21 protein-coding genes are annotated in these 20,858 nt (G+C 63.4%); 10 read left to right on the top strand and 11 right to left on the bottom strand.

The genetic code is table 11. From position 1 onward, the window contains the following. The first annotated feature begins 11 nt into the window (after positions 1 to 11). Together RMR04_RS01770 and RMR04_RS01765 are read left to right on the top strand one after the other, a co-directional pair. A complete protein-coding gene (locus RMR04_RS01770) occupies positions 12 to 1,004 on the top strand; it encodes a hypothetical protein (RefSeq protein WP_311912653.1) in 993 nt (330 codons plus the stop codon). A gap of 67 nt (positions 1,005 to 1,071) precedes the next feature. Next, positions 1,072 to 1,815: an aspartate/glutamate racemase family protein gene (locus RMR04_RS01765; RefSeq protein ID WP_311912652.1), complete on the top strand. Its 744-nt coding sequence runs from the start codon at positions 1,072 to 1,074 to the stop codon at positions 1,813 to 1,815. A gap of 171 nt (positions 1,816 to 1,986) precedes the next feature. On the opposite strand, the gene RMR04_RS01760 is transcribed toward RMR04_RS01765, so the two are convergent. Beyond that, complete coding sequence (locus RMR04_RS01760; protein WP_311912651.1) at positions 1,987 to 2,898, bottom strand: NAD(P)-dependent oxidoreductase; 912 nt, start codon at positions 2,896 to 2,898, stop codon at positions 1,987 to 1,989. A gap of 103 nt (positions 2,899 to 3,001) precedes the next feature. Between RMR04_RS01760 and RMR04_RS01755 the strand changes: the two genes are divergently transcribed. Continuing rightward, positions 3,002 to 4,090: a LacI family DNA-binding transcriptional regulator gene (locus RMR04_RS01755; RefSeq protein WP_311912650.1), complete on the top strand. Its 1,089-nt coding sequence runs from the start codon at positions 3,002 to 3,004 to the stop codon at positions 4,088 to 4,090. 8 nt (positions 4,091 to 4,098) lie between these two features. On the opposite strand, the gene RMR04_RS01750 is transcribed toward RMR04_RS01755, so the two are convergent. From RMR04_RS01750 to RMR04_RS01725, 6 genes are all read right to left on the bottom strand, one after another. Next, complete coding sequence (locus tag RMR04_RS01750) at positions 4,099 to 4,956, bottom strand: NAD(P)-dependent oxidoreductase (RefSeq protein WP_311916023.1); 858 nt, start codon at positions 4,954 to 4,956, stop codon at positions 4,099 to 4,101. Positions 4,957 to 4,981: 25 nt separating this feature from the next. Further along, positions 4,982 to 5,494: a hypothetical protein gene (locus tag RMR04_RS01745; RefSeq protein ID WP_311912649.1), complete on the bottom strand. Its 513-nt coding sequence runs from the start codon at positions 5,492 to 5,494 to the stop codon at positions 4,982 to 4,984. A gap of 55 nt (positions 5,495 to 5,549) precedes the next feature. Continuing rightward, complete coding sequence (locus RMR04_RS01740; RefSeq protein WP_311912648.1) at positions 5,550 to 6,449, bottom strand: carbohydrate ABC transporter permease; 900 nt, start codon at positions 6,447 to 6,449, stop codon at positions 5,550 to 5,552. Further along, positions 6,442 to 7,404 carry a carbohydrate ABC transporter permease gene (locus RMR04_RS01735; RefSeq protein ID WP_311912647.1) on the bottom strand — a complete coding sequence of 321 codons (963 nt, stop codon included), beginning with the start codon at positions 7,402 to 7,404 and terminating at the stop codon, positions 6,442 to 6,444. The genes RMR04_RS01740 and RMR04_RS01735 overlap by 8 nt, the downstream gene beginning before the upstream one ends. Positions 7,405 to 7,526: 122 nt before the next feature. Continuing rightward, entirely contained in the window at positions 7,527 to 8,828 is a 1,302-nt protein-coding gene (locus tag RMR04_RS01730) for an ABC transporter substrate-binding protein (protein WP_311912646.1), read from the bottom strand. Between the two features lie 174 nt (positions 8,829 to 9,002). Continuing rightward, entirely contained in the window at positions 9,003 to 10,058 is a 1,056-nt protein-coding gene (locus RMR04_RS01725) for an ABC transporter ATP-binding protein (RefSeq protein ID WP_310159570.1), read from the bottom strand. Between the two features lie 259 nt (positions 10,059 to 10,317). On the opposite strand from RMR04_RS01725, the gene RMR04_RS01720 reads away from it, so the two are divergent. The 3 genes from RMR04_RS01720 to RMR04_RS01710 all read left to right on the top strand — a co-directional run bounded on the left by RMR04_RS01720 (position 10,318) and on the right by RMR04_RS01710 (position 13,029). Continuing rightward, positions 10,318 to 11,079, top strand: a complete 762-nt coding sequence (locus tag RMR04_RS01720; protein WP_311912645.1) for a FadR/GntR family transcriptional regulator — start codon at positions 10,318 to 10,320, stop codon at positions 11,077 to 11,079. A gap of 166 nt (positions 11,080 to 11,245) precedes the next feature. Then, positions 11,246 to 12,217 (top strand): 2-hydroxyacid dehydrogenase, encoded by a 972-nt coding sequence (locus tag RMR04_RS01715; protein ID WP_311912644.1) that lies wholly within the window; start codon positions 11,246 to 11,248, stop codon positions 12,215 to 12,217. Then, positions 12,202 to 13,029 carry an AprI/Inh family metalloprotease inhibitor gene (locus RMR04_RS01710; RefSeq protein ID WP_311912643.1) on the top strand — a complete coding sequence of 276 codons (828 nt, stop codon included), beginning with the start codon at positions 12,202 to 12,204 and terminating at the stop codon, positions 13,027 to 13,029. The genes RMR04_RS01715 and RMR04_RS01710 overlap by 16 nt, the downstream gene beginning before the upstream one ends. Before the next feature lie 199 nt (positions 13,030 to 13,228). On the opposite strand, the gene RMR04_RS01705 is transcribed toward RMR04_RS01710, so the two are convergent. Both RMR04_RS01705 and RMR04_RS01700 read right to left on the bottom strand, forming a co-directional pair. Next, complete coding sequence (locus RMR04_RS01705) at positions 13,229 to 14,557, bottom strand: dicarboxylate/amino acid:cation symporter (RefSeq protein WP_311912642.1); 1,329 nt, start codon at positions 14,555 to 14,557, stop codon at positions 13,229 to 13,231. Between the two features lie 307 nt (positions 14,558 to 14,864). Beyond that, entirely contained in the window at positions 14,865 to 15,272 is a 408-nt protein-coding gene (locus tag RMR04_RS01700) for a DoxX family protein (RefSeq protein ID WP_311912641.1), read from the bottom strand. 227 nt (positions 15,273 to 15,499) lie between these two features. Between RMR04_RS01700 and RMR04_RS01695 the strand changes: the two genes are divergently transcribed. After that, a complete protein-coding gene (locus RMR04_RS01695) occupies positions 15,500 to 15,841 on the top strand; it encodes a winged helix-turn-helix transcriptional regulator (RefSeq protein ID WP_311916022.1) in 342 nt (113 codons plus the stop codon). A 45-nt stretch (positions 15,842 to 15,886) separates the two neighbouring features. Here the strand turns inward: RMR04_RS01695 and hppD are convergent, their stop codons facing one another. Then, a complete protein-coding gene (gene hppD, locus RMR04_RS01690) occupies positions 15,887 to 17,023 on the bottom strand; it encodes a 4-hydroxyphenylpyruvate dioxygenase (RefSeq protein ID WP_311912640.1) in 1,137 nt (378 codons plus the stop codon). A 117-nt stretch (positions 17,024 to 17,140) separates the two neighbouring features. On the opposite strand from hppD, the gene RMR04_RS01685 reads away from it, so the two are divergent. The 3 genes from RMR04_RS01685 (at position 17,141) to RMR04_RS01675 (ending at position 20,237) form a co-directional block, all read left to right on the top strand. After that, on the top strand, positions 17,141 to 17,620 hold the full coding sequence (locus RMR04_RS01685; protein ID WP_410492308.1) for an Lrp/AsnC family transcriptional regulator: 480 nt from the start codon (positions 17,141 to 17,143) through the stop codon (positions 17,618 to 17,620). A gap of 199 nt (positions 17,621 to 17,819) precedes the next feature. Continuing rightward, the gene (locus RMR04_RS01680; RefSeq protein ID WP_311912638.1) at positions 17,820 to 18,716 is read left to right on the top strand and encodes a tellurite resistance TerB family protein; all 897 of its coding nucleotides are present in this window, start codon (positions 17,820 to 17,822) and stop codon (positions 18,714 to 18,716) included. A 195-nt stretch (positions 18,717 to 18,911) separates the two neighbouring features. Beyond that, positions 18,912 to 20,237, top strand: a complete 1,326-nt coding sequence (locus RMR04_RS01675) for an MFS transporter (RefSeq protein ID WP_311912637.1) — start codon at positions 18,912 to 18,914, stop codon at positions 20,235 to 20,237. 210 nt (positions 20,238 to 20,447) lie between these two features. On the opposite strand, the gene RMR04_RS01670 is transcribed toward RMR04_RS01675, so the two are convergent. Next, a complete protein-coding gene (locus RMR04_RS01670; RefSeq protein ID WP_311912636.1) occupies positions 20,448 to 20,777 on the bottom strand; it encodes an SMR family transporter in 330 nt (109 codons plus the stop codon). Positions 20,778 to 20,858: the final 81 nt, after the last annotated feature.

Genomic DNA, 20,858 nt, shown 5'->3' with positions numbered 1-20,858 from the left:
AGGAGCGCCCATTGCCACCGGAATTCAGTTTAAAGACGATCGATGCGCTTTCGAAACGTGTGGCGCACCGTTGCTCCAATCCTGACTGCAGCAAGCTTACGGTCGGGCCGAACACGGAGCCATCCAAAGCAACAAGCATTGGCGAGGCCGCTCATATTTATGGAGCACAACCCGGATCGGCGCGGTACCGGGGTGTCATGAGTGATGTCGAGCGCTCGATGATTGCGAATGCGATCTGGCTCTGTCGGGATTGCCACGGGTTGATCGATCGAGACGGGGCTCGCTATCCTGCCGAACTCATTTTGAGCTGGAAATCGTATCAAGAAGAGGCCGTTCTTCGCGAGTTGGGCAAACCGGGCGAGCTTTTGCGCTTTCAGATCGCCCGGCGTGAGACGGATCAGCTGGGTGAAATTCCGCTTTTTATTAAACAGGTCATCGAAGAGAAGGCAGATTTCTGGGAGTATATAGCAACCGCTGAGTTGCTTGATTTCCATCTTCAAGAACCCATCAGAAGAGCAATTCAACTTAAAAAGGGATTGTACACGCGCCCGAAACGAAGCATTGATATAAATGAATTTAATAATTGGTTTCAAATCAAAATATCAGAACTTGCGGACGAAGCAGATTGCTTGAAGCAATTGCTATCGGAGCTCATGACAGCATGGGGAGAGCCGGGTGAGTCGGGAAACCCGCTCGATATTGTTCACGCCTGTCGCCTTTACGGGCAGTGCGCACAGCGCTTCGTCGATATAGCCGAAGAAGCAATGTTCGTGCGCCCCCCGGAAGAATTTGAATCGATTGGACGACATTTTGCCAGGGGTGCGCTCTACCCAACCGAACGGCTTCCGGAAATTTCCGCTTTCATGCGGTCGATCATAGCGCAGCCAAATCCTCAGGGTGTCTTTAAGCTTGATCTGGTCGTCGAGCTACCTGAGGGATGGCCCGAGGAATTCAGTCGATTGATGGATATTGGAACAAAGCTATACCTCAAAAATAATCGATAATATTACAATGATGGGAAGTTCGGGCCGCCGCGTCGCCCCGACGTTATCTAACCGTTCCGAGGCTCTCTTGCGCATCCTCCTGATCAATCCCAACACGATGCCGGAGATGACCGATCTGGTCGTGCGCGTCGTCACGCCGCATCTGCCGGCAGGCGTCTCCCTGAAAGCCGCCACCGGGCGGTTTGGAGCGCAGTACATCGCCAGCCGCAGCGCCGGCGCGATCGCCGCCCATGCCGCGCTCGAGGCTTATGCCGAACATGGCGAGGGCTGCGATGCGGTCTATCTCGCCTGCTTCGGCGATCCCGGCCTGTTCGCGCTGAAGGAGCTGGCCCCCATACCCGTCATCGGCATGGCCGAGGCGAGCTGCAAGGCCGCCGCACAGAAGGCCGGTCGCTTCTCGATCGTCACCGGCGGCGAGCGTTGGGGTCCGATCCTGCACGAATTCGTCGCGATGCTGGGGCTCGGTGAGCGCCTCGCCGCTGTCGAGACAGTTGCCCCGACAGGGGCCGACATCGCCCGCGATCCGGAAGGCTCGATCGCGCTCCTCGCAGCGGCTTGCCGCAAGACTGCGCAGCGCGACGGCGCCGGCGCGATCATCCTCGGCGGAGCCGGGCTCGCGGGGTTGGCCGCGCGCGTCCAGCCCCTCGTCGACATCCCCGTGCTCTGCTCGGTCGAGACCGGCATCGCCGCCGTGCTCGCAGCAATGCGGGCGCCTCTGGCCAAGCCTGAGAGCGGTGATCTGGCGTTCCCGCCGCCGGTTGGCAGCAAGGGGCTGTCGGAGCGGCTAGCGGCTCTGCTGGCAAAGTCCTGACAAGTTTTCCCGGAAACACAGCGTCATCCCGGGCAAGCGGCAAAGCCGCGCTGACCCGGGATCCATCGTAGAGCGCAGTTCCCTACGATGGATCCCGGATCTCCGCTTCGCTGCGTCCGGGATGACGGCGCGGATGATGCTTCCTGAGGCGCATGCTTTCGAACTAGACGCTCAGCCCTTCCCAGCCAGCGAGATGCCGTTCTGCGAGGCGATCCAGTCCGACAGCATCGGCACGTAATCCTCGCCCTTCCCTGCCGCAACGGCCGAGGCGAACGCGTTCTTCACGGCGTTGCCGACCGGGTTGGGCACGCCCGCCGCATTCGCGACGCTCTCGAGATAGCGGACATCCTTCAGCGCATTGACCAGCGTGAACTTGTGGGCGTCGCGGTCGCGCTCCAGCACATATTGCATGAAGGTCTGGTAGAAGCCGCAATCCATCCGGCTGCCACGCAAAACGCTGTCGAAGGTCTGCGGCGTGATGCCGATCTTCTGCGCCAGCGTCAGCGCCTCCGAATAGATCGCCGCATAGCCCATCGAGAGGAAGTTGTTGAGCAGCTTCATCTTGTGGCCGTCGCCGACCGGGCCGAGATGCACGACCTTTTGCGCCCAGGCCTCGCAGGCCGGCTTGATCCGTGCGAACACCTCGGGCGCGGCGCCGACCATCGCCGAGAGCTGCCCGAGCGCCGCTTGGGCCGGCGTGCCGCCGAGCGGCGCATCCGCGAGATGCAGGCCCTTCGCTTCCAACTCGGCCGCGAGCCGAACCGTGACGCCCGGATCGGAGGTCGAGCAATCGACGATCACGGTCCCGGGCCTGGCCCCGGCCGCGATGCCGTCGGGGCCGTTCACCACCGCCTCGACCTGGGCCGAGCCCGTGACGCACAGGAAGATGATCGTCGCGTTCTCGGCCAGCTCCTTCGGCGTCTTGGCCTCCTTTGCGCCGGCCGCGACCAGCGCCTCCACCGGCTTGCGGTTGCGGTGGCCCATCACGGTCAGCGGGAAGCCCTTATCCACTAGATTGCGGGCCATGCCCTGGCCCATCAGGCCGACGCCAATGAAACCGATGGACTCTTTGCTTGCGCTCATCTTCAATTTCTCCTGTTTCTATGAGACTGACATGATCGAGTGACGGAATGGCCGGGCCCAGGACAGGCTGTGAGGTCTTGATTCCGCTTCCGGAGAAGCGCGCATGACCGGCAAAGGCCCCCCGCCCGAGACGACGCCCCCGGGCAGGACCGCGAACCCGCCGGCCATCCTCAACGGTCGTGGGCGCGTCACCCTGCAGATCATCGCCGACCATCTCTCGGTCTCGACCGCGACGGTCTCGCTGGCGCTGCGCGGCTCGCCGCTGGTCGCCGAGGCGACGCGCACGCGCGTCCAGCAAATCGCCCGCGAGATGGGCTATAGCTACAACCGCAGCGCCGCCTCCTTGCGCACCGACCGCACCAACATCCTGGGCGTCGGCTTCCACGACATCACCAACCCGTATTTCGCCGAATTGCTGGCCGCGATCGAGGAGACGGCCACCGCCCATGGCCGCTCGATCCTGCTCGGCACCTATGCCGAGAACCTGGAGCGCCAGGACCGTGTGCTCTCCACGCTGAAGGAATACCGCCCCGACGGCATGATCATCTGCGCGGCCGGCGGCAGCACGCCCGAGGCCTTCGACCACCTGATCGCGGCCGGCGTGCCGCTCGTCCAGCTCTCGCGCGAGGTCATCGGGCTCGACCTCGATTTCGTCGGCTCCGACGATCGCCAGGGCACGGTTCTCGCCGTGGAGCATCTGATCGCGCTCGGCCACCGTCGCATCGCCTTTCTCGGCGAGAGCCAAAGCATCTCGACCGGCCGCAACCGTTATGCCGGCTATTGCGGGACGCTGACGCGGCACGACATGCCGCTCGACCCGGCCATCGTCTATTCCGCCTATGGCACGCGCGAGAACGGCCTCAAGGGCATCCAGGCGGTCCTCGACGTCGACGACCCGCCGACGGCCGCAGTCTGCTTCAACGACCTGACCGCGTTTGGCGCCATGATGGGCTTGCGCCATCGCGGGCTGGAGGCGGGCGTCGATTTCTCGCTGATCGGCTGCGACGACGTTCAGGAGGCGGCGCAGTGGTATCCGGCCCTGACGACGATCAGGAATTTTCAGGACGAGATGGGCCACAAATCCGCGGAGTTCCTGATCAAGCGCATCGCCGAGCCCGCCGCCCCGACGCGGCGCCTGCTGCTGACGCCGGAGCTCGTACTGCGCGCCACGACCGCTCCACCCAGGCGCTGAGCCTGGCCTCACGGATCATTCGCAGGCTTGGCGTTGAGCGCACGATAGGCCCGCACCACCTGCGAATCGTCGCGTGCGCCATGGCCCAGGCCCGAGGTCGCCAGGAACATCTGGTGGGCGGCAGCCGCCAGCGGCAGCGCCGTCTTGGCGGCGCGCCCGGCATCGAGCACGATGCCGAGATCCTTGACGAAGATGTCGACGGCGCTGGCGACAGCCGGATCGGGCTCGTGCATGCGCGGGCCGCGATCCCTGAGCATCCACGAGGATGCCGCAGAGCCGCCCATGATCTCGAACAGCACGCGCCCGTCGATTCCAGCCTTCTCCGCCAGCGACAGCGCCTCGGCTGCAACCGCGATATGCACGCCGCAAAGCAGCTGGTTGACGGTCTTCACCGTCGCGCCTTGCCCCGGCCTCTCACCGACATGGAAGACCTTGTCGCCCATCGCGTCGAGCACGGGCCTGGCCTTGTCGAAGCTCTCCTGCGGCGCGCCGACCATGATCGAGAGCGTCGCGGCCCTTGCCCCGACCACACCGCCCGAGACAGGCGAATCGACGAAATGCCGACCGGATTTGACGACCTCGGCCGCGATCGCCTCGACTTCGCCGGGCGGGCAGGTCGCCATCAGCATGACGACCGCGCCGTCGCTGAGCGCTGCAAGCGCGCCGGCCTCGAACAGGACCGCGCGCGCTTGAGCGGCGTTCACCACCATCAGCACCAGCGCCTCGGCGCCCGACGCGGCGGCCTTGGCGCTGTCGGCAGCATGCCCACCGGCCGCGGCCAGCGCGTCGCGTGCGCTTTCGCGCATGTCGAATCCGGTGACGCGGAACTGCCGTTTGACGAGGTTCTCGGCCATTGGCGCACCCATGGCGCCGAGCCCGATGAAGGCGATGCTAGTCAAATTCCGATGTCCCCCACTTCTTTTTGAGTTCCGCCTGGAACAAATGGAACTGCCCCACGCGCCACATAAAACGTTTTGCGCGCATGAATCGATTGAAACACCAAATGAATTGCACGAAGAAAGACGAAAGATAAGCCAACATAATAATCTTCGAAAGTTTCATTTTTACGAAATACATATCGACATCAGCATCGGAAATCATCGATCTTATGCTGAATAATACGATCATCGACGTGGATGCGCCAATAATAAATAGAATGTCTATAAATCTATTATTAATTATAAAATTCTGATATATTATAAACTCAATTTTGTTATCGCAATAATGCTTGGCCTCACTAAACATCTGAATGTCTTTAGCTTTAGTTCTTTCCTTAAACGTAGAATTCTTTGTCCCATAGAAGTCAATTATATTCTTCTGCTTCACCACGATAAGAACTGACACTATCGTGCTCAGAAGCACACCCAAAGGGAGCGCCAGCCAGTTTGGAATATCAGTTGCCATATCAGTCCTCGATTATTCTCTCCTCATGTAACCTAGCCGATCCGACGCCAAATGGTCACTCCTTCACCGCCCCGGTCATCGCCGACACATAGTGCTCGACGAAGAAGGCGTAGAGGATGACGAGAGGCAAGGAGCCTGCCAGCGCGCCGGCCATCAGCGAGCCCCAGCGATAAATGTCGCCATCGACGAACTCGTTGACGATCGCCACCGGCACCGTCTTGTTCTGCGTCGATGACAGGAAGGTCAGCGCGTAGATAAACTCGTTCCAGCACAGCGTGAACGAGAAGATGAAGGCCGAGATCAGCCCCGGGATCGCCAGCGGCAGGATGATCTTGGTCAGGATCTGCCAGCGATTGGCGCCGTCGATCAGGGCGCATTCCTCGAGCTCGAAGGGGATGGTCTTGAAATAGCCCATCAGGAGCCAGGTCGAGAACGGGATCAGGATCGTCGGATAGACCAGGATCAGCGCCAGCGGCGTGTCGAACAGGCCAACCTTGTAGATGACCGTCGCCAGCGGGATGAACAGGATCGAGGGCGGCACGAGATAGGCCAGGAAGATCAGCGCGCCGACGGTCTGGGCCCCCTTGAAGCGCAGGCGCACGATCGCATAGGCCGCGAGCACGCTGGCCACCAGCGAGATGAAGGTGGCGCAGGTGGCGATGAACATCGTGTTCCAGAGCCAGCGCGGATAATCGCTCTCGAACAGCAGCTTGTGGATGTGCTTGAAGGTCGGCGTCCAGGTCCAGAATGGGCTAACCTTGTCCATCTCGATGAGCTGACTGTCGGGCTTCACCGCCGTCAGCGCCATCCAGTAGAACGGGAAGAGCAGCACGACGAGGATCAGGAACAGCGGGATATAGGTCGTGACGATGCGGCTCGGCACCGTCTCGAGATAGGCCATTCCCTCGCTATGGTCCTGGGTGGCGGCGCGGTGGCCGGCGTCGATGCTAGTCATTGCTGCCGCCCTGCTGCCATTTGCGTGTCTGGAGCCCGTACCAGGCGATGCCGATGGCAGCGAGCAGGAAGGGGATCATCGCCGTGGAGATCGCCGCGCCCTCGCCGAGCTGCCCAGCGATGATCGCACGCTGATAGGACAAGGTCGCCATCAGATGGGTCGCGTTGACCGGGCCGCCGCGCGTCAACGCCCAGATCAACTGGAAATCGGTGAAGGTGAACAGGACCGAGAAGGTCATCACCACCGCGATGATCGGTGTCAGCAGCGGATAGGTGATGTGCCGGAAGCGCTGCCAGTTCGTGGCGCCGTCGAGCGTCGCTGCTTCATAGAGCGAGGGCGAGACGGTCTGCAAGCCGGCCAGCAGCGTGATCGCGATGAAGGGCACGCCGCGCCAGACATTGGCGAAGATCGTCGACCAGCGCGCATTCCAGGGGTCGCCGAGGAAGTTGATGTTGTGGTCGATCCAGCCGAGCTGGCGCAGCGACCATGAGATGATCGAGAACTGCGCATCGTAGATCCACCAGAAGGCGATGGCCGAGAGCACCGTCGGCACGATGAAGGGGATCAGTACCAGCGCGCGGATCAGGGCCTTGAACGGCAGGTGCTTGTTGAGCAGCAAGGCGAGATAAAGCCCGATCGCGAACTTCGCAACGCTGGCGACCACCGTATAGAGCAGCGTGTTGAACACCGACATCCAGAAGACGCTGTCACCACCGAGCCACTCATAGTTCTCCAGGCCGATGAACTCGCCGGCGCGGCCGATCTTGGTGTCGGTGAAGGAGAGCCAGACGCCGAGGAAAAGCGGGTAGCCCAGGAACAGGATCAGGATGCCGGCAGCGGGCAGCATGTACCAGAATCCGAGCCAGTTGCGGCTGCTACACAGCTTCTGCCAGGCGGAGCGCTCGCTCCTGCTCCTGGTCAGTACGGCCGGCATCTCGATTGCTGAATTGGCCATCGCGGTTCCGGTGTCAGGATGAAAAACGGGTCCGGCCAGGCGAGCCGGATTGCGATTTTACGATGTGCCGGGACGCCTGCCACAGCCCGCAGGAGCGGGCAGTGGCAAGCAATTGTCCAGGCTCAGCGATAGATGCGCTTGGCCTGTCGCTCGGCACCGGCCATGGCGCCCTTGATGTCTTCGCGGCCGGTGGCGTAATTCGCGAACATATCGACCACGATGAAATCGGCGATCGCCGAGGCCGCCTTCTCGCCCAGCGTACCTAGGCCCGCCGGCGTCAGCGTGCGCTTGGCGACGTCGCGGAAGGGCGTGGTCTTCGGATCGGCGGTCCAGACCGGGTTCTTGTCGTATTCGGCCAGGAAGTGCGACAGGTAGCCCTGCGCCGCGCCGATCCACGGGTTGAACTGCGGCGCATCCAGCATGAAGGCGATGAAGGCCTTGCAGGCGTTCGGCACCTTGGTGAACTGGAAGGCCAGCATCGTGAAGGGCAGGTGCAGCTCGGTCGGCTTACCCACCGGCCCGATCGGCATATAGGCGTGGTCCATATCGGCCGCCATTTCGGGCTTTTCCTTCTTGGCCGCGACATAGACCGAGATACCGTTGACGGTGGTATGCAATTCGCCGGCGAGGAAAGCCTTGTTGTTCGAGGAATCGTTCCACGAGGCCGTGCCGGGAATGAAGGTGTCGTAGAGCGCCTTGCCGTATTCGAGCGCCTTGGCGGTCTCGGGCGTGTTGATGACGACCTTGTCGTTCTTGTCGACGAGGTTGCCGCCATGGCTCCAGAGCAGCCAGTGCAGCCAGGTGTTGGCATCGCCCGAGGCGTGGCCGAAGGCCATGCCCGCCGGAGTGTTGTTCGCCTTCAGCGCCTTGCAGAGCTCAAGGAAACCGGCGGTGTCCTTGGGGAATTCCTTGAACCCGGCCTTGTTAATCGAGGAGATGCGGTAATTGACCAGGCCGCCGCTGGCGGCAATCGGAATGCCGATCCATTTGTTGCCGAGCTTGCCGTAAGCCTCCGCCGAGGGGAACCAGCCGCCATGCTTCTCGCCGAGATATTTCGAGACATCCGAGAGATCGAGGCACTTCTGCGGGAACAGATGCGGCAGCGAATAGAGACCCCAGACAAGGTCGAGCCCCTGCCCGGTATTGGCCACGACCGAAGCCTTGGGCTGCAGATCGTCATAGGATTCGTTGGTGACGGTGATCTTGGCGCCGGTCGCCGCCTCGAAAGCCGCGACGAGCTTCATGAACTCGACGTCTTCGGCCTCGACGAAGCGCTTCCAGCGCATCAGGTTGATCTTGGCGTTCGGCTCCACCTTGAACGGCGAGGCCTGCGCCCAGGCCTTGGCATAGTCGAGCAGGTTCGTGCCGGCGCCGAGGCCCAGCGCCGCACCGCCCTTGATCAGCGATCTGCGATCGAAATTCATCTTCATCCTCCCTGGGGATATGGGTCCGGCAGCTCTTTTTCGGCCGCCTTGAACCGGACCATCCGGTTTTTCTGTCGGCCCGCCCGTTCGCTAGGGAACGGGCCGGGCTTGATGTCGCGTTGTGGTCTCTCCTGATCGCGTGGACTGCTTGCTGCCGGCTTCGCGAAGCCGGGCTCAGTCGATCCGCTTGCCTGTCGCCGCATCGAAGAGATGCGTCACATTGGTGTCGGGCGTGATGCCGATGTTCTCACCGGGCTTCGCATCGATCCGCTCGCGGAAGACACAGGTCATTTCCTGGCCGCCGCAGCGCACCACCACCTGCGTCTCCGAGCCGGTCGGCTCGATGACCACGACCTCGGCCTTCAGGCCGTTGGGATCGAGCCGGAAATGCTCGGGCCGGATACCGTAGACCGCAGCCTTCCCGTTCGAATCCGCCGGGTGCTTGCCGATTGGCCAGGTGACGCCGCCTTCGGTCACAAAGCCCTCGGGCTTGATCGTGCCCTTCAGCAAATTCATCGAGGGCGAGCCGATGAAGGCCGCGACGAAGAGGTTGTTGGGCTTGTCGTAGAGATCGAGCGGGGCGCCCATCTGCTCGACGATGCCGTCATGCATCACGACGATCTTGTCGGCCATGGTCATGGCCTCGATCTGGTCGTGAGTGACATAGACCGTGGTGGTCTTCAGTCGCTGATGCAGCTCCTTGATCTCGGTGCGCATCTGCACGCGCAGCTTGGCGTCGAGATTGGAGAGCGGCTCGTCGAACAGGAAGACCTGCGGATCACGCACGATGGCGCGGCCCATGGCGACGCGCTGGCGCTGGCCGCCCGAGAGCTGGCGCGGATAACGGTCGAGCAATTTGTCGAGCCCGAGAATCCCCGCCGCCTTGCCGACGCGCTCGTCGATCTCGGCCTTCGGGGCTTTGCGGAGCTTCATCGAGAAGGCCATGTTGTCGGCCACCGTCATATGCGGATAGAGCGCATAATTCTGGAACACCATGGCGATATCGCGCTCTTTCGGCGGCACGTCGTTGACGACGCGCGGGCCGATGCGGATTTCACCACCGGAGATGTTCTCCAGCCCCGCGATCATGCGCAGCAGGGTGGATTTTCCGCAGCCGGACGGGCCGACCAGGATGACGAATTCGCCGTCGCTGATGTCGATGTCGACACCATGGATGACTTGCGTCGTGCCATAGGCCTTGCGCACGTCGGCAATCTGGACTGAGGCCATGTGAGCCTTCCTTTGGACTTGCTTCCCCGAGGACACGGTGCCGTCCGGGCCAAGACCCGAGCGTTCCGCGCCGCTTGCTCTATCGGCTTCTTGTGACCGATCGATGCCAATGGCCGCAGTCCAGGCCACGCCTGTTGCGTCCAATTTCATCTGCGATAAAGTCATACGATACGGACAGGCGTGTCAAGCGCCGGGAGTGCAGCGAAAGCGCCGGGTTTCCCAGCGCGTTTTGCTGCGATGCGGAAGGAAGGCCAAGACGATGCGGGTGCGCGATTTTTCGCGGCCGACGACCTTGAATGCCGACCGTCTGTTCGGGCAGGTCGCGCAGAAACTCGCTGTCGCCATCATCTCCGGAACCTTCAAGGCCGGCGAGCTCTTGCCCAATGAGGACGCGTTGCGCTCCGAGATTTCGGTCTCGCGCACGGCCTATCGCGAGGCCGTCAAGGTGCTCACCGCCAAGGGGCTGGTCGAGTCCCGGCCGAAAAGCGGCACCCGCGTCGCGCCTCGCGAAAGCTGGAACCTGCTCGACCCCGATGTCCTGTCCTGGCATTTCAAGGCCGACCCGAACGAGAAATTCATCCGCGATCTCTTCGAGTTGCGCCGTTTCGTCGAGCCGAGCGCCGCGCGCCTTGCCGCGATCCGCCGCTCTCCCGCCGACCTTGCGCGCATCGAGGCGTCCTATCGCGGCATGACCGACAACCCGCCCTATGCCGAGGCGACGATCCGGGCCGATCTCGCCTTTCATGAGGCCATTTTTGCCGCGACGCAGAACTCCGCCCTGCAATGCCTGACGAGCGTCGTCACCGCGGCGATTCAGTGGACGCTGCTGCTCAAATCGGCCGATGACCGCAATTACTTCGTCGAATCGCTCGTCGATCATGAGCGCGTCTTGGAGGCGATCATCCAGCGCGACGGCGACCTTGCGGCCTCGCGGATGACGGCGCTGGTGATCGACGCCCTGAACTCGACGCTGGCCTTTCTGGGGCCGAACAGCAGCGCGCTAACCCACAAAATCGCGTGAATAAATCATACTACATATGCGCCCATCGGCGCTTTTCCCGCATCGCGAGGCGTGTAGAGATGGGCGGCAGTTGCGCGCGGAAGCGCTCGACGCCGCAATCTAATCGATTCAGATTCACCGAATCAAGTTTTCTCCCATTCTTCCCCAGACGATGGAAACGCACGCCATGACACGGCCCAACGCAACCGAGATCATCATGACGGGCCCGCTGATGGCCTATGCCGCCGACCAGCTCAAGGCGCGCTTCACCGTGCACGAGCTCTGGAAGGCCGAGGACAAGGCCGCTTTCCTGCGTGAGGTTGGCGAGCGCGTGCGCGGCATCGCCGGCGGCGGCCATATCAGGATCGATGGCGCGCTGTTCGACGCTCTGCCCAAGCTGGAGATGATCGCGAATTTCGGCGTCGGCTACGACAATGTCGATGCGGCGGAGGCCGGTAAGCGCGGCCTCGTCGTCTCGAACACCCCCGACGTGCTCTCCGATGAGGTCGCCGACCTGACCATCGGCCTGCTGCTCTCGACGATCCGGCAATTGCCGCAGGTCGACCGCTATCTGCGCGAAGGCAAGTGGCTGAAGGGCGCCTATCCGCTAACGACCTCGCTGCGCAAGCGCTCGATCGGCATCGTCGGCCTCGGCCGCATCGGCAAGGCGGTCGCACATCGGCTCGAGGCCTTCGGCGTGCCGATCGCCTATCATGGCCGCTCACGCCAGGCCGATGTGCCCTATCGCTACTATCCCTCGCTGGTCGAGATGGCAGCGGATGTCGACACGCTGGTCTCGGTCGCGCCCGGCGGCGCCTCGACCCATCACATCATCAACGCCGAGGTGCTGAAGGCGCTCGGCCCCAACGGCATCGTCGTCAATGTCGGCCGCGGCACCGTCATCGACGAGAAGGCGTTGATCGAGGCGCTGCAGAACAAGACGATCCTGTCGGCCGGTCTCGACGTCTTCGAGGACGAGCCGCGCGTGCCGGCCGAGCTCATCGCGATCGAGCATGCCGTGCTCTTGCCCCATGTCGGCTCGGCCTCGGTCCACACCCGCGAGCAGATGGGCCAGCTTGTGGTCGACAACCTGCTGTCATGGTTCGATGGCAAGGGCCCCCTCACGCCGGTTCCCGAGACGCCATGGACGAAAGCCTGAGATTGCAGCGCAAACCTCACGGAATGCGAGGCCTGTCGTTTCTTGCGGCAGGCCTGATCGCGCTCGCAGGCGCCGCCCACGCCCAGACCCCACCGCTGCCGCGCGGCGCCGACAAGGCGCCCGACAGCCTTCGCCCGCTGCTCGGCGCCTGGGATCTCGAACGGGTCGGAGCATCGCGCAAATGCACCATCACGCTCGGCATCGAGCCTGCCGGCAATGGCCGGCAGGTCCGCTTTCCCGCGACCTGCCGGCGGGCGCTCCCGCTGCTCGACCAGGTCGCCGCCTGGACCGTCATGCCCGACGGCTCCCCGCGCCTCGACGACAGCTCCGGCAAGGCCGTGCTCGCCTTCGGCCGGACAGGCACAGAGACCGGGCTGCAGGGCAAGACGGCGGACGGGCAGCAATATTGGCTCGACCCCAAGGGTTACCCGCGCGCGGCGCGCCGCGCGCCGTCGAACCCGGCTGAGTCAGCCGCAGTCGCGGCCCAGCGGCCGACAGCCGTCGATCCGGCGCGCGCGCCTGCCGCCGACACCTTGCCCGGCCGCTATTCAGTGATGCGCCAGCACAACCGCGAGGCCTGCAAGCTCGTCCTGACGCCCGGCCCGCTGGACCGTGCGCCTGCCGCTTTGGAAGGGCCGTGCCAGGATACCGGGTTGACGATCTTCGATCCCGCTGGCTGGCGCTATGGCGCAGGCCGGCTCACTTTGGTCGCGCGCAAGGGCCACAGCCTCGATCTCGTCTTCGAGAGCGGGCTCTGGCGCAAGGATCCAGCCGTCGGCGCACCCTTGATGATGCGCAAGCTCGCTCCCTAGAGCGTTTTCGAGCGAAGTGGATACCGGTTCGCATGAAGAAAACGCGTTAAAACAATGGCCTAGAGTAGTTGAACGATCCAGTTTGATCGGAAATTGCTCTAGAACCGGATGACGTCAGATGGGCTCACAAAGTGATCCCATCTGAAATCTGAATCCGTCTCTCACCAAAGAGATGAGAGCAGGCGCTCCGCCTCCCGGATCAGGCCGCGACCCGCTCCGGCTCGCCCTCGACGTCGAACCCGGTCTCCTTGTCGAGGATCGCGTGCATGCGCTTCTCGTCGAGGGAGTTCTCCCATTTCGAGACCACGATGGTGGCGACGCCGTTGCCGATCAGATTGGTCAGCGCGCGCGCCTCCGACATGAAACGGTCGATGCCGAGGATCAGCGCGATCGAGGCCACAGGGATATGGCCGACCGAGGCCAGCGTCGCCGCCAGCACGATGAAGCCCGAGCCGGTGACGCCGGCCGCGCCCTTCGAGGTCAGCAGCAGCACGGCGATGATGCCGATCTCCTGCGAAAGCGTCAGGTCGATATTGGTCGCCTGCGCCAGGAAGATCGCGGCCATGGTCAGGTAGATGCAGGTGCCGTCGAGATTGAAGGAATAGCCGGTCGGGATGACGAGCCCGACGACGCTCTCCTTGCAGCCGAGATGGCTCATCTTGGCGATCATGCGCGGCAGCACGCTCTCGGACGAAGAGGTGCCAAGCACGATCAAGAGCTCTTCCTTGATATAGGCGATGAACTTGATGATCGAGAAACCAGTCAGCCGCGCGATCGTGCCCAGCACGACGAAGATGAAGAGCAGGCAGGTGGTGTAGAAGGCCGCCATGAAGCTGCCGAGCGAGAGCAGCGTGCCGACACCGAACTTGCCGATGGTGAAAGCCATCGCGCCGAAGGCGCCGATCGGCGCTGCCTTCATGATGATGCCGACGATCTTGAAGAAGACCAGCGAGATGTCGTCGACGAATTTCAGCACCGGCTTGCCGCGCTCGCCGATCATCTGCAGGCCGAAGGCGAAGAGCAGGGCGAAGAACAGAACCTGCAGGATTTCACCATTGGCGAAGGCCCCGACCACCGTCTCGGGGACAATCGCCATCAGAAAGGCGACGGTGCTCTGGTCGTGCGCCTTGGCCGTGAAAGCGGCGATGCCCGAGGTATTGATCGTGTTGACGTCGACATTCATGCCGACGCCCGGCTTCCAGAGATTGATCACGACGAGGCCGACGACCAGCGCCAGCGTCGTGACCAGCTCGAAATAGAGCAGCGCCTTGAGGCCGACCCTGCCGACTTTCTTCATGTCGTCCATCGAGGCAACGCCATGGACGACCGTAAGGAAGATGATCGGCGCGATGATCATCTTGATCGCCTTGATGAAGGCGTCGCCGAGCGGCTTCATCGCCTCGCCGGTCTGCGGGTAGAAATGCCCGAGCAGGACGCCGATCGTGATCGCCGTCAGGACCTGCACGTAAAGATGGGTCCACCAGGGGCCTTGATGGCCGCGCAGAGTTTCAGCAGTCGCCGTCGTCATGGCCGTCCCTCCGAGCGCGCATCTGTTCCGATGCATCACGACAGCCGCTACGCTGATTTCTGCGGGACGACAAGATACCCCAGCGATACGGCCTGGCCGCTCGAGCGGCGGCATACGCCGCCGCTCGCTGTCATTGCGATATGCGCTGGGGCTCGGGCCAGCCGACCTGACGGCCGAGTTCGGTTGTGTGGCAAGCGGAGAGCGCAAGCAGCGCCAACGCCGCGATCGTGAATCGTATCATGCTGATCTCTGGAGATTGTAGGGAACTATGGGGATGAAGGCCGCCGCAGGCTCTGGCCGCGATGTCTCAATCGTGATCGCCGAAGACCCGGTCAGCGAAACTTTCGACCTGATCACGATGCGCGAACACGACGATCGCGCTGAGGGCGAACAGCACGATCGCCGGAAGCGACGGGCCCGGGATGGCGAAGAGATGGGCCAGGGTGGCGCCGACCATGATGGTCGCGAGAAGCGCGCCGCCGAAAGCCGCGAAGGCGGGAAGCAGGATCGCGACAGCGCCGATCACCTCCAGCGTCCCGGTGACATAGCGGAACCACTGCCCCAAGCCGAGATGCTCGAAATTCTCGACCATCATCGGCACGCCCGCGAGCTTGGCGCCGCCAGCCGCGAGGAAAACTGCCGCGAGCAGAACCTTCAGGCTCCATAGACCGATCCGGCGCCAGCGCGGCACCGTCTCAATGTGAGTGAGTGACATGAATCCCTGCCGAATTAGGGGTGAAAACGGGGGAAAGCGGCCGTTCATCGACCGCTTCCTTCACTCACAATTCGGATGTAGGATTGAAAACACAAGAAGGATGCTTTTTGTAACGTAGTATGAAAAACAAGACTATTGAAGCCTCGGACCTGATCGGCACCGCCGAATCCGACACGGATTCAAAGGCCTGCGCCGGCGCGCCGCCAGTCCGGCAATTTCAGGCGGCGATGCGCATCCTGACCGGCAAATGGAAGGGCGAGATCCTCTGGGAGCTCACCCAGGGCACTTTGCGCTTCGGCGAATTGCGCCGGGCGATCCCGGGCATCACCCAGCATATGCTGACCGCCCAGCTACGCGATCTGGAGAGGCACGGCCTCGTCAAGCGCACGCTCTATGCCGAGGTGCCGCCGCGCGTGGAATACGAACTCACCCGGGCCGCCTTCGATCTGCGGCCGGTTTTCGAGGAGATCCAGCGCTGGTCGGAGGCGCATGCGATCATACTGCATCACGCAGCAGACGAGGCCGAGCCGCATGACGGACTGACGCGCCCGCGCCGCCTGAAGCCGTGAACGGAAAGGCTGCCCCCTGAGGAGAGGACGCAGCCATGCCGCCCTTCACTCCGCCGCCTGTGGAGCGCTGAGCACCCCGCGCCGGATCTGATCCTCCTCGATCGATTCGAACAAAGCGCGGAAATTGCCTTCGCCGAAGCCGTCATCGCCCTTGCGCTGGATGAACTCGAAGAAGATCGGCCCGAGCACCGTGCCGGAGAAGATCTGCAGCAGGACCTTGCTCATGCGGCCTTCCTTCTCGCCGAGCGCGACTGCGCCCTCGCCATCGATCAGGATGCCGGTGGCTTTCAACCGCGCGACCGGCTCGCCATGGCCGGGCACGCGCGCATCGACCTTCTCGTAATAGGTCTCGGGCGGAGCCGGCATGAAGGGCAGCGCGTTGCGGCGCAGCTGTTCGACGGTGGCGTAGATATCGCGCGCGCCCATCGCGACATGCTGGATGCCTTCGCCCTTGTACTGGCGCAGGTACTCCTCGATCTGGCTCTTGTCGTCGAGCGACTCGTTGATCGGGATGCGGATCTTGCCGCAAGGCGAGGTCAAAGCGCGTGAGATCAGCCCGGTCAATTTGCCTTCGATGTTGAAGAAGCGGATCTCGCGGAAATTGAACAGCTTGCCGTACCAGCCGGCCCAATGGTCCATGCGACCGCGATGGACGTTGTGGGTCAGGTGGTCGAGGTAATACAGCCCGGCCTGCTCGGGATGGGGATCGCGCTCAGCCGTCCACTCGAAATCGACATCCCAGATCGAACCCTTCTCGCCATAGCGCTCGACGAAATAGAGGATCGAGCCGCCGATGCCCTTCACCGCCGGGATCGCCAATTCGCCAGGGCCGACCCTGCTCTCATAGGGCTCGGCGCCGAGCGAGACCGCGCGCTCGAAGGCGTGCTTGGCGTCGACGACGCGGAAGGCCATGGCGCAGGCGCAAGGGCCGTGCTCGACCGCAAAGCCCTGCGCGAATGAGTTCGGCTCGGCATTGACGACGAAATTGACGTCGCCCTGACGGTAGAGCGTCACCTTCTTGGAGCGGTGCTGAGCGACCCGCGTGAACCCCATCCGCTCGAACAACTCACCCAGCTTCTCCGGCTCGGGATGGGCGTATTCGACGAATTCGAAGCCATCCGTCCCCATCGGATTGGCCTCGGAGATGGCGGGCGGGACGGCGTCGAACGGAAACGGACCCATGGACATTCTCCTCCAGATTGCCTGCCATCATCTTCGCGCGTGAGCGGGGCACGGAGCGTGCAAAGGCGCTTGCGTAACCGCGGATTGCGCACAGAATACGCGCATGAGAGGAATATGATGCAAACACCGCCCAATCTCGACAGCTTCGACTGGCGCCTGCTCGACGCACTCCAGCAGGACGCATCGCTCACCAACGGCGCCCTGGCCGAGAAGGTCGGCCTCTCCGCGAGCCAGATCTCGCGGCGGCGGCAAAGGCTGGAGCAGGACGGCACGATCCGCGGCTACCGCGCCCTGATCGAGCCCTCCGCCATCGGGCTCGGCATCACCGTCTTCATCCATGTCGCGCTCAACACGCATTCACGCGACAATGCGCGGCGCTTCCGCGATCTGGTCCGGCTGACGCCGGCGATCCTCGAGGCCCATGCCCTGACCGGGGAAGCCGATTACCTGCTCAAGGTTGCGGTCGGCGATCTCAAGGAGCTGTCGCGCTTCATCAACGAGATCCTGATGCCGCATGAGAGCGTGGCGCGCGTGCGCTCCGAAATCGCGCTGGAGACCCTGAAGGAGCCTGGCCTGCTGCCGCTGCCCGGGCCTTGATGTCGTCATTCTTCCCTCGCATGGCGTGCCAAGAGCATCGATCCTGCTCTCAACTCTTAGATGAGAGACGGATTCAGATGTCAGATGCGATCACTTGGTGAGCCCGTCTGACATCATCCGGCTCCAGCCGTTGTGCGAGCCCTGGCTTGCGTGCAGGCTGAATGATGATGTCGACCAAAGCCTTGCGAAGGAGCCGACCATGTTCAACGCGAAATCACTTCTCGATGCGCTCGTCAGCGCCGGCAGCCAGGCCGGCCAGCAAGGGGGACAGCAAGGTGGTGGACAGACCCCGGGCCTCGGTGCCGTGCTCGGCAATCTGGCGCAGCAAGCCGGCAGTGCCGGGGGCCTGGGCGGGCTCGTCGGCAGTGTCTTCGGGCAGGCGACGCAAGGCGTGCAGGACGCCGCACAGCAAACCGGCGCACAGCAGAAGGCCAACGACATCCTGAGCCAGATCTCCGGCGGCAAGACGCCGGACCAGCTGCTCGAACAGGCCAAGGGCATGTTCAACGCCAACCCAGCCGTGGCGACGGCAGTGCTGGGCGGGCTCGGCGCGCTGGTCTTCGGCTCCTCAGCTGGGCGGGCCGTCGTCGGCTCCGCCGCCAGGCTGGGCGGTCTCGCGCTGATCGGCGGGCTGGCCTACAAGGCCTATCAGAACCATCAGGCCGGCAAGCCGCTGCTCGACACGCAGGAGCCGGTCCAGCCGGCTCCTGCCGGCACCGGCTTCGAGCCTGCGGCGGCGAACGAGGCAACGACGCTGATCTTCATCCGCGCGATGATTGCGGCGGCCGCCGCCGACGGGGCGATCGACGAAGACGAGCGCAACAGCATCCTTGGCGGCCTGCGCGAAGCCGGCTTCGATCCCGAAGCCAATGAGTGGCTGGCCAATGAGATGGCGCATCCGGCCTCGGTCGACAGCTTGGTCGAAGGCGCAACCAGCCCCGAATTGGCGGCGCAGATCTATATGGCGGCGCGCATCGCCATTAATCCCGACACGGCCAAGGAGAAGGACTTCCTCGCCGGGCTGGCGGGCTCGCTCGGGCTCGACGCCGAGTTGGTCGCGAATATCGACGCGGCAGCGAGCGCCGCGAAGGTCTAGAGCAGGATGCGAAAAAGCGGGAACCGGTTTTTCGCACCAATCCTGCTCTAACTTTTTGATGAGAGACGGATTCAGATGTCAGATGGGATCACCAAGTGATCTCACCTGACATCATCCGGCTCTAGCCGCCGACGCAGATCCGAGGTGCGTCGAGCACGGATTGACCATCCGGCTGACCGGGCCAACCTATGCGATATGCAGCCCCCCTCCCCGCATTGGTCGGCACGCCTGCCATTCTACTATGGCTGGGTGGTCATCGGCGTCGCCTTCGTCACCATGGCGGTCGCCGTCAGTGCGCGCACGGCGTTCTCGCTGCTGCTGCCGCCGCTGATCGACGAGTTCGGCTGGGATCGCGGGCTCGCATCGGGCGCCTTTTCGTTTGGCTTCCTGCTTTCGGCAGTGACCAGTCCATTCGTCGGCCGCGTCATGGACAAGCATGGCCCGCGCGTCGTGATCGAGACGGGCGTGGCGATGCTGGCAGCGGGCATGCTGGTCGCGCCCGCGATCAGCGCGGCCTGGCAGCTCTACCTGACGCTCGGCGTGCTCGTCGGCTGCGGCGCCAATCTGATGAGCTTTTCGGCACAGTCGCTGTTCCTGCCGAACTGGTTTGTGCGCCGCCGGGGCTTTGCGATCAGCATCGCCTTTTCCGGCGTCGGCGTCGGTGCGGTGCTGCTGCTGCCCTGGCTGCAATCGATCATCAGCCGGGAGGGCTGGCGCGCCGCCTGTTGGATCATGGGCCTGCTTGTGCTTTTTCTGCTCGGTCCGCTCAATCTGCTGGTCCGCCGCAGACCCCAGGATCTCGGCGCCCTCCCCGATGGCGAGACCGGCTCGGCTGGAACCGGCGCGGCGCGGCATGCGGCGGCCGTGGTCGATCCGGCCTGGGTCGCAGTCGAATGGACGCTGGCGCGGGCACTGCGGACCGCGCGCCTCTGGTGGATCATGCTCGGCTATTTCTGCGCATTGGTTGCCTGGTATGCCGTGCAGGTCCATCAAACCAAATACCTGATCGAGGTCGGCTTCACCCCACTCACGGCCGCCTGGGCGCTCGGACTGGTCAGCGCCGTCGCGATCCCCGGTCAGATCGGCCTCGGTGCCCTGTCCGATCGCATCGGCCGCGAATGGATCTGGATGGTGGGCTGCCTGGGCTTCGCCATCTGCTATGCCGCGCTGATCGCGCTGGAGCACAGGCCGTCGCCCATCCTGCTCTATGTGATGGTAATCGCGCAGGGTTTTCTGGGTTACGCGCTCGCCTCGGTGATGGGCGCGATCGTCGCCGAAATTTTCGAAGGGCCACATTTCGGGGCGATCTTCGGGACGGTCACGGTAGCACTGCTCGGTGGCGGCGCTGTCGGGCCCTGGCTGGCCGGGATGATTCACGATGCGACCGGCAGCTATCGCCTGGCTTTCCTGCTGGCGATCGCCTGCTGCTTCATCTCGGCGGCAGCGGTCTGGCTGGCGGCGCCGCGGAAGGTGCGGCTGGTGCCGGGGCTCGTCAGGCGGCTGCCTTTGGCCGCGGAGTGAGCGCCATCCGCTCGGTAAACCGTCACTCCGGGTGCGTGACGCGCTGAACTGCTGTGCCGCTAGAGCCGGATGATTTCAGCTGGAATCACAAAGTGATCCCATCTGACACCTGAATCCGTCTCTCATCTAAGAGTGAGAGCAGGATGCGAAAAACCGGTTCCCACTTTTTCGCATCCTGCTCTCGCGCGCCTCACAATGACGACTGGCGGCTCAGTGGGCTGCGGATTCCGAGAACAGGTTGATGACGATCACCCCGGCGACGATCATGGCCATGCCGATCATCGCCGGGGCATCGAGTTTCTGGCCGAACAGCACGAGCGCGATCAGGCTGATCAGCACGATCCCGACGCCGGACCAGATCGCATAGGCGATGCCGACCGGGATCGTGCGCAAGGTCAGCGACAGGAAGTAGAACGCACTCGCGAAGGCGAGCACGGTGATCAGCGCGGGCACGAGCCGCGTGAACTCGTTCGACGCCTTCAGGGCCGAGGTGCCGATGACCTCGCTGACGATGGCGATCGCGAGATAAAGATAGCTCATATGGCCAAGCTCCCGGCCCGCATCCGCGAGCGTTCGGTGGTCTTCAGAAGAGGCGCAGCGATGGGCGCCGGGACGTCCGGG

It is taken from the genome of Bosea sp. 685 (assembly GCF_031884435.1).
In the GTDB taxonomy this organism is placed as follows: domain Bacteria; phylum Pseudomonadota; class Alphaproteobacteria; order Rhizobiales; family Beijerinckiaceae; genus Allobosea.
Note: the sequence above shows the minus strand (reverse complement) of the source record. Positions and strands in the feature narration are given on the sequence as shown.

What these genes read in the sequence shown, in the direction of transcription:
- RMR04_RS01670 (WP_311912636.1), bottom strand. Translation starts at nt 20,777, where the DNA reads ATGAGCTATCTTTATCTCGCGATCGCCATCGTCAGCGAGGTCATCGGC.
- hppD (WP_311912640.1), bottom strand. Translation starts at nt 17,023, where the DNA reads ATGGGTCCGTTTCCGTTCGACGCCGTCCCGCCCGCCATCTCCGAGGCC.
- RMR04_RS01755 (WP_311912650.1), top strand. Translation starts at nt 3,002, where the DNA reads ATGACCGGCAAAGGCCCCCCGCCCGAGACGACGCCCCCGGGCAGGACC.
- RMR04_RS01740 (WP_311912648.1), bottom strand. Translation starts at nt 6,449, where the DNA reads ATGACTAGCATCGACGCCGGCCACCGCGCCGCCACCCAGGACCATAGC.
- RMR04_RS01715 (WP_311912644.1), top strand. Translation starts at nt 11,246, where the DNA reads ATGACACGGCCCAACGCAACCGAGATCATCATGACGGGCCCGCTGATG.
- RMR04_RS01735 (WP_311912647.1), bottom strand. Translation starts at nt 7,404, where the DNA reads ATGGCCAATTCAGCAATCGAGATGCCGGCCGTACTGACCAGGAGCAGG.
- RMR04_RS01695 (WP_311916022.1), top strand. Translation starts at nt 15,500, where the DNA reads ATGCGCATCCTGACCGGCAAATGGAAGGGCGAGATCCTCTGGGAGCTC.
- RMR04_RS01725 (WP_310159570.1), bottom strand. Translation starts at nt 10,058, where the DNA reads ATGGCCTCAGTCCAGATTGCCGACGTGCGCAAGGCCTATGGCACGACG.
- RMR04_RS01705 (WP_311912642.1), bottom strand. Translation starts at nt 14,557, where the DNA reads ATGACGACGGCGACTGCTGAAACTCTGCGCGGCCATCAAGGCCCCTGG.
- RMR04_RS01750 (WP_311916023.1), bottom strand. Translation starts at nt 4,956, where the DNA reads ATGGGTGCGCCAATGGCCGAGAACCTCGTCAAACGGCAGTTCCGCGTC.
- RMR04_RS01680 (WP_311912638.1), top strand. Translation starts at nt 17,820, where the DNA reads ATGTTCAACGCGAAATCACTTCTCGATGCGCTCGTCAGCGCCGGCAGC.
- RMR04_RS01700 (WP_311912641.1), bottom strand. Translation starts at nt 15,272, where the DNA reads ATGTCACTCACTCACATTGAGACGGTGCCGCGCTGGCGCCGGATCGGT.
- RMR04_RS01745 (WP_311912649.1), bottom strand. Translation starts at nt 5,494, where the DNA reads ATGGCAACTGATATTCCAAACTGGCTGGCGCTCCCTTTGGGTGTGCTT.
- RMR04_RS01720 (WP_311912645.1), top strand. Translation starts at nt 10,318, where the DNA reads ATGCGGGTGCGCGATTTTTCGCGGCCGACGACCTTGAATGCCGACCGT.
- RMR04_RS01730 (WP_311912646.1), bottom strand. Translation starts at nt 8,828, where the DNA reads ATGAATTTCGATCGCAGATCGCTGATCAAGGGCGGTGCGGCGCTGGGC.
- RMR04_RS01675 (WP_311912637.1), top strand. Translation starts at nt 18,912, where the DNA reads ATGCAGCCCCCCTCCCCGCATTGGTCGGCACGCCTGCCATTCTACTAT.
- RMR04_RS01760 (WP_311912651.1), bottom strand. Translation starts at nt 2,898, where the DNA reads ATGAGCGCAAGCAAAGAGTCCATCGGTTTCATTGGCGTCGGCCTGATG.
- RMR04_RS01710 (WP_311912643.1), top strand. Translation starts at nt 12,202, where the DNA reads ATGGACGAAAGCCTGAGATTGCAGCGCAAACCTCACGGAATGCGAGGC.
- RMR04_RS01685 (WP_410492308.1), top strand. Translation starts at nt 17,141, where the DNA reads ATGCAAACACCGCCCAATCTCGACAGCTTCGACTGGCGCCTGCTCGAC.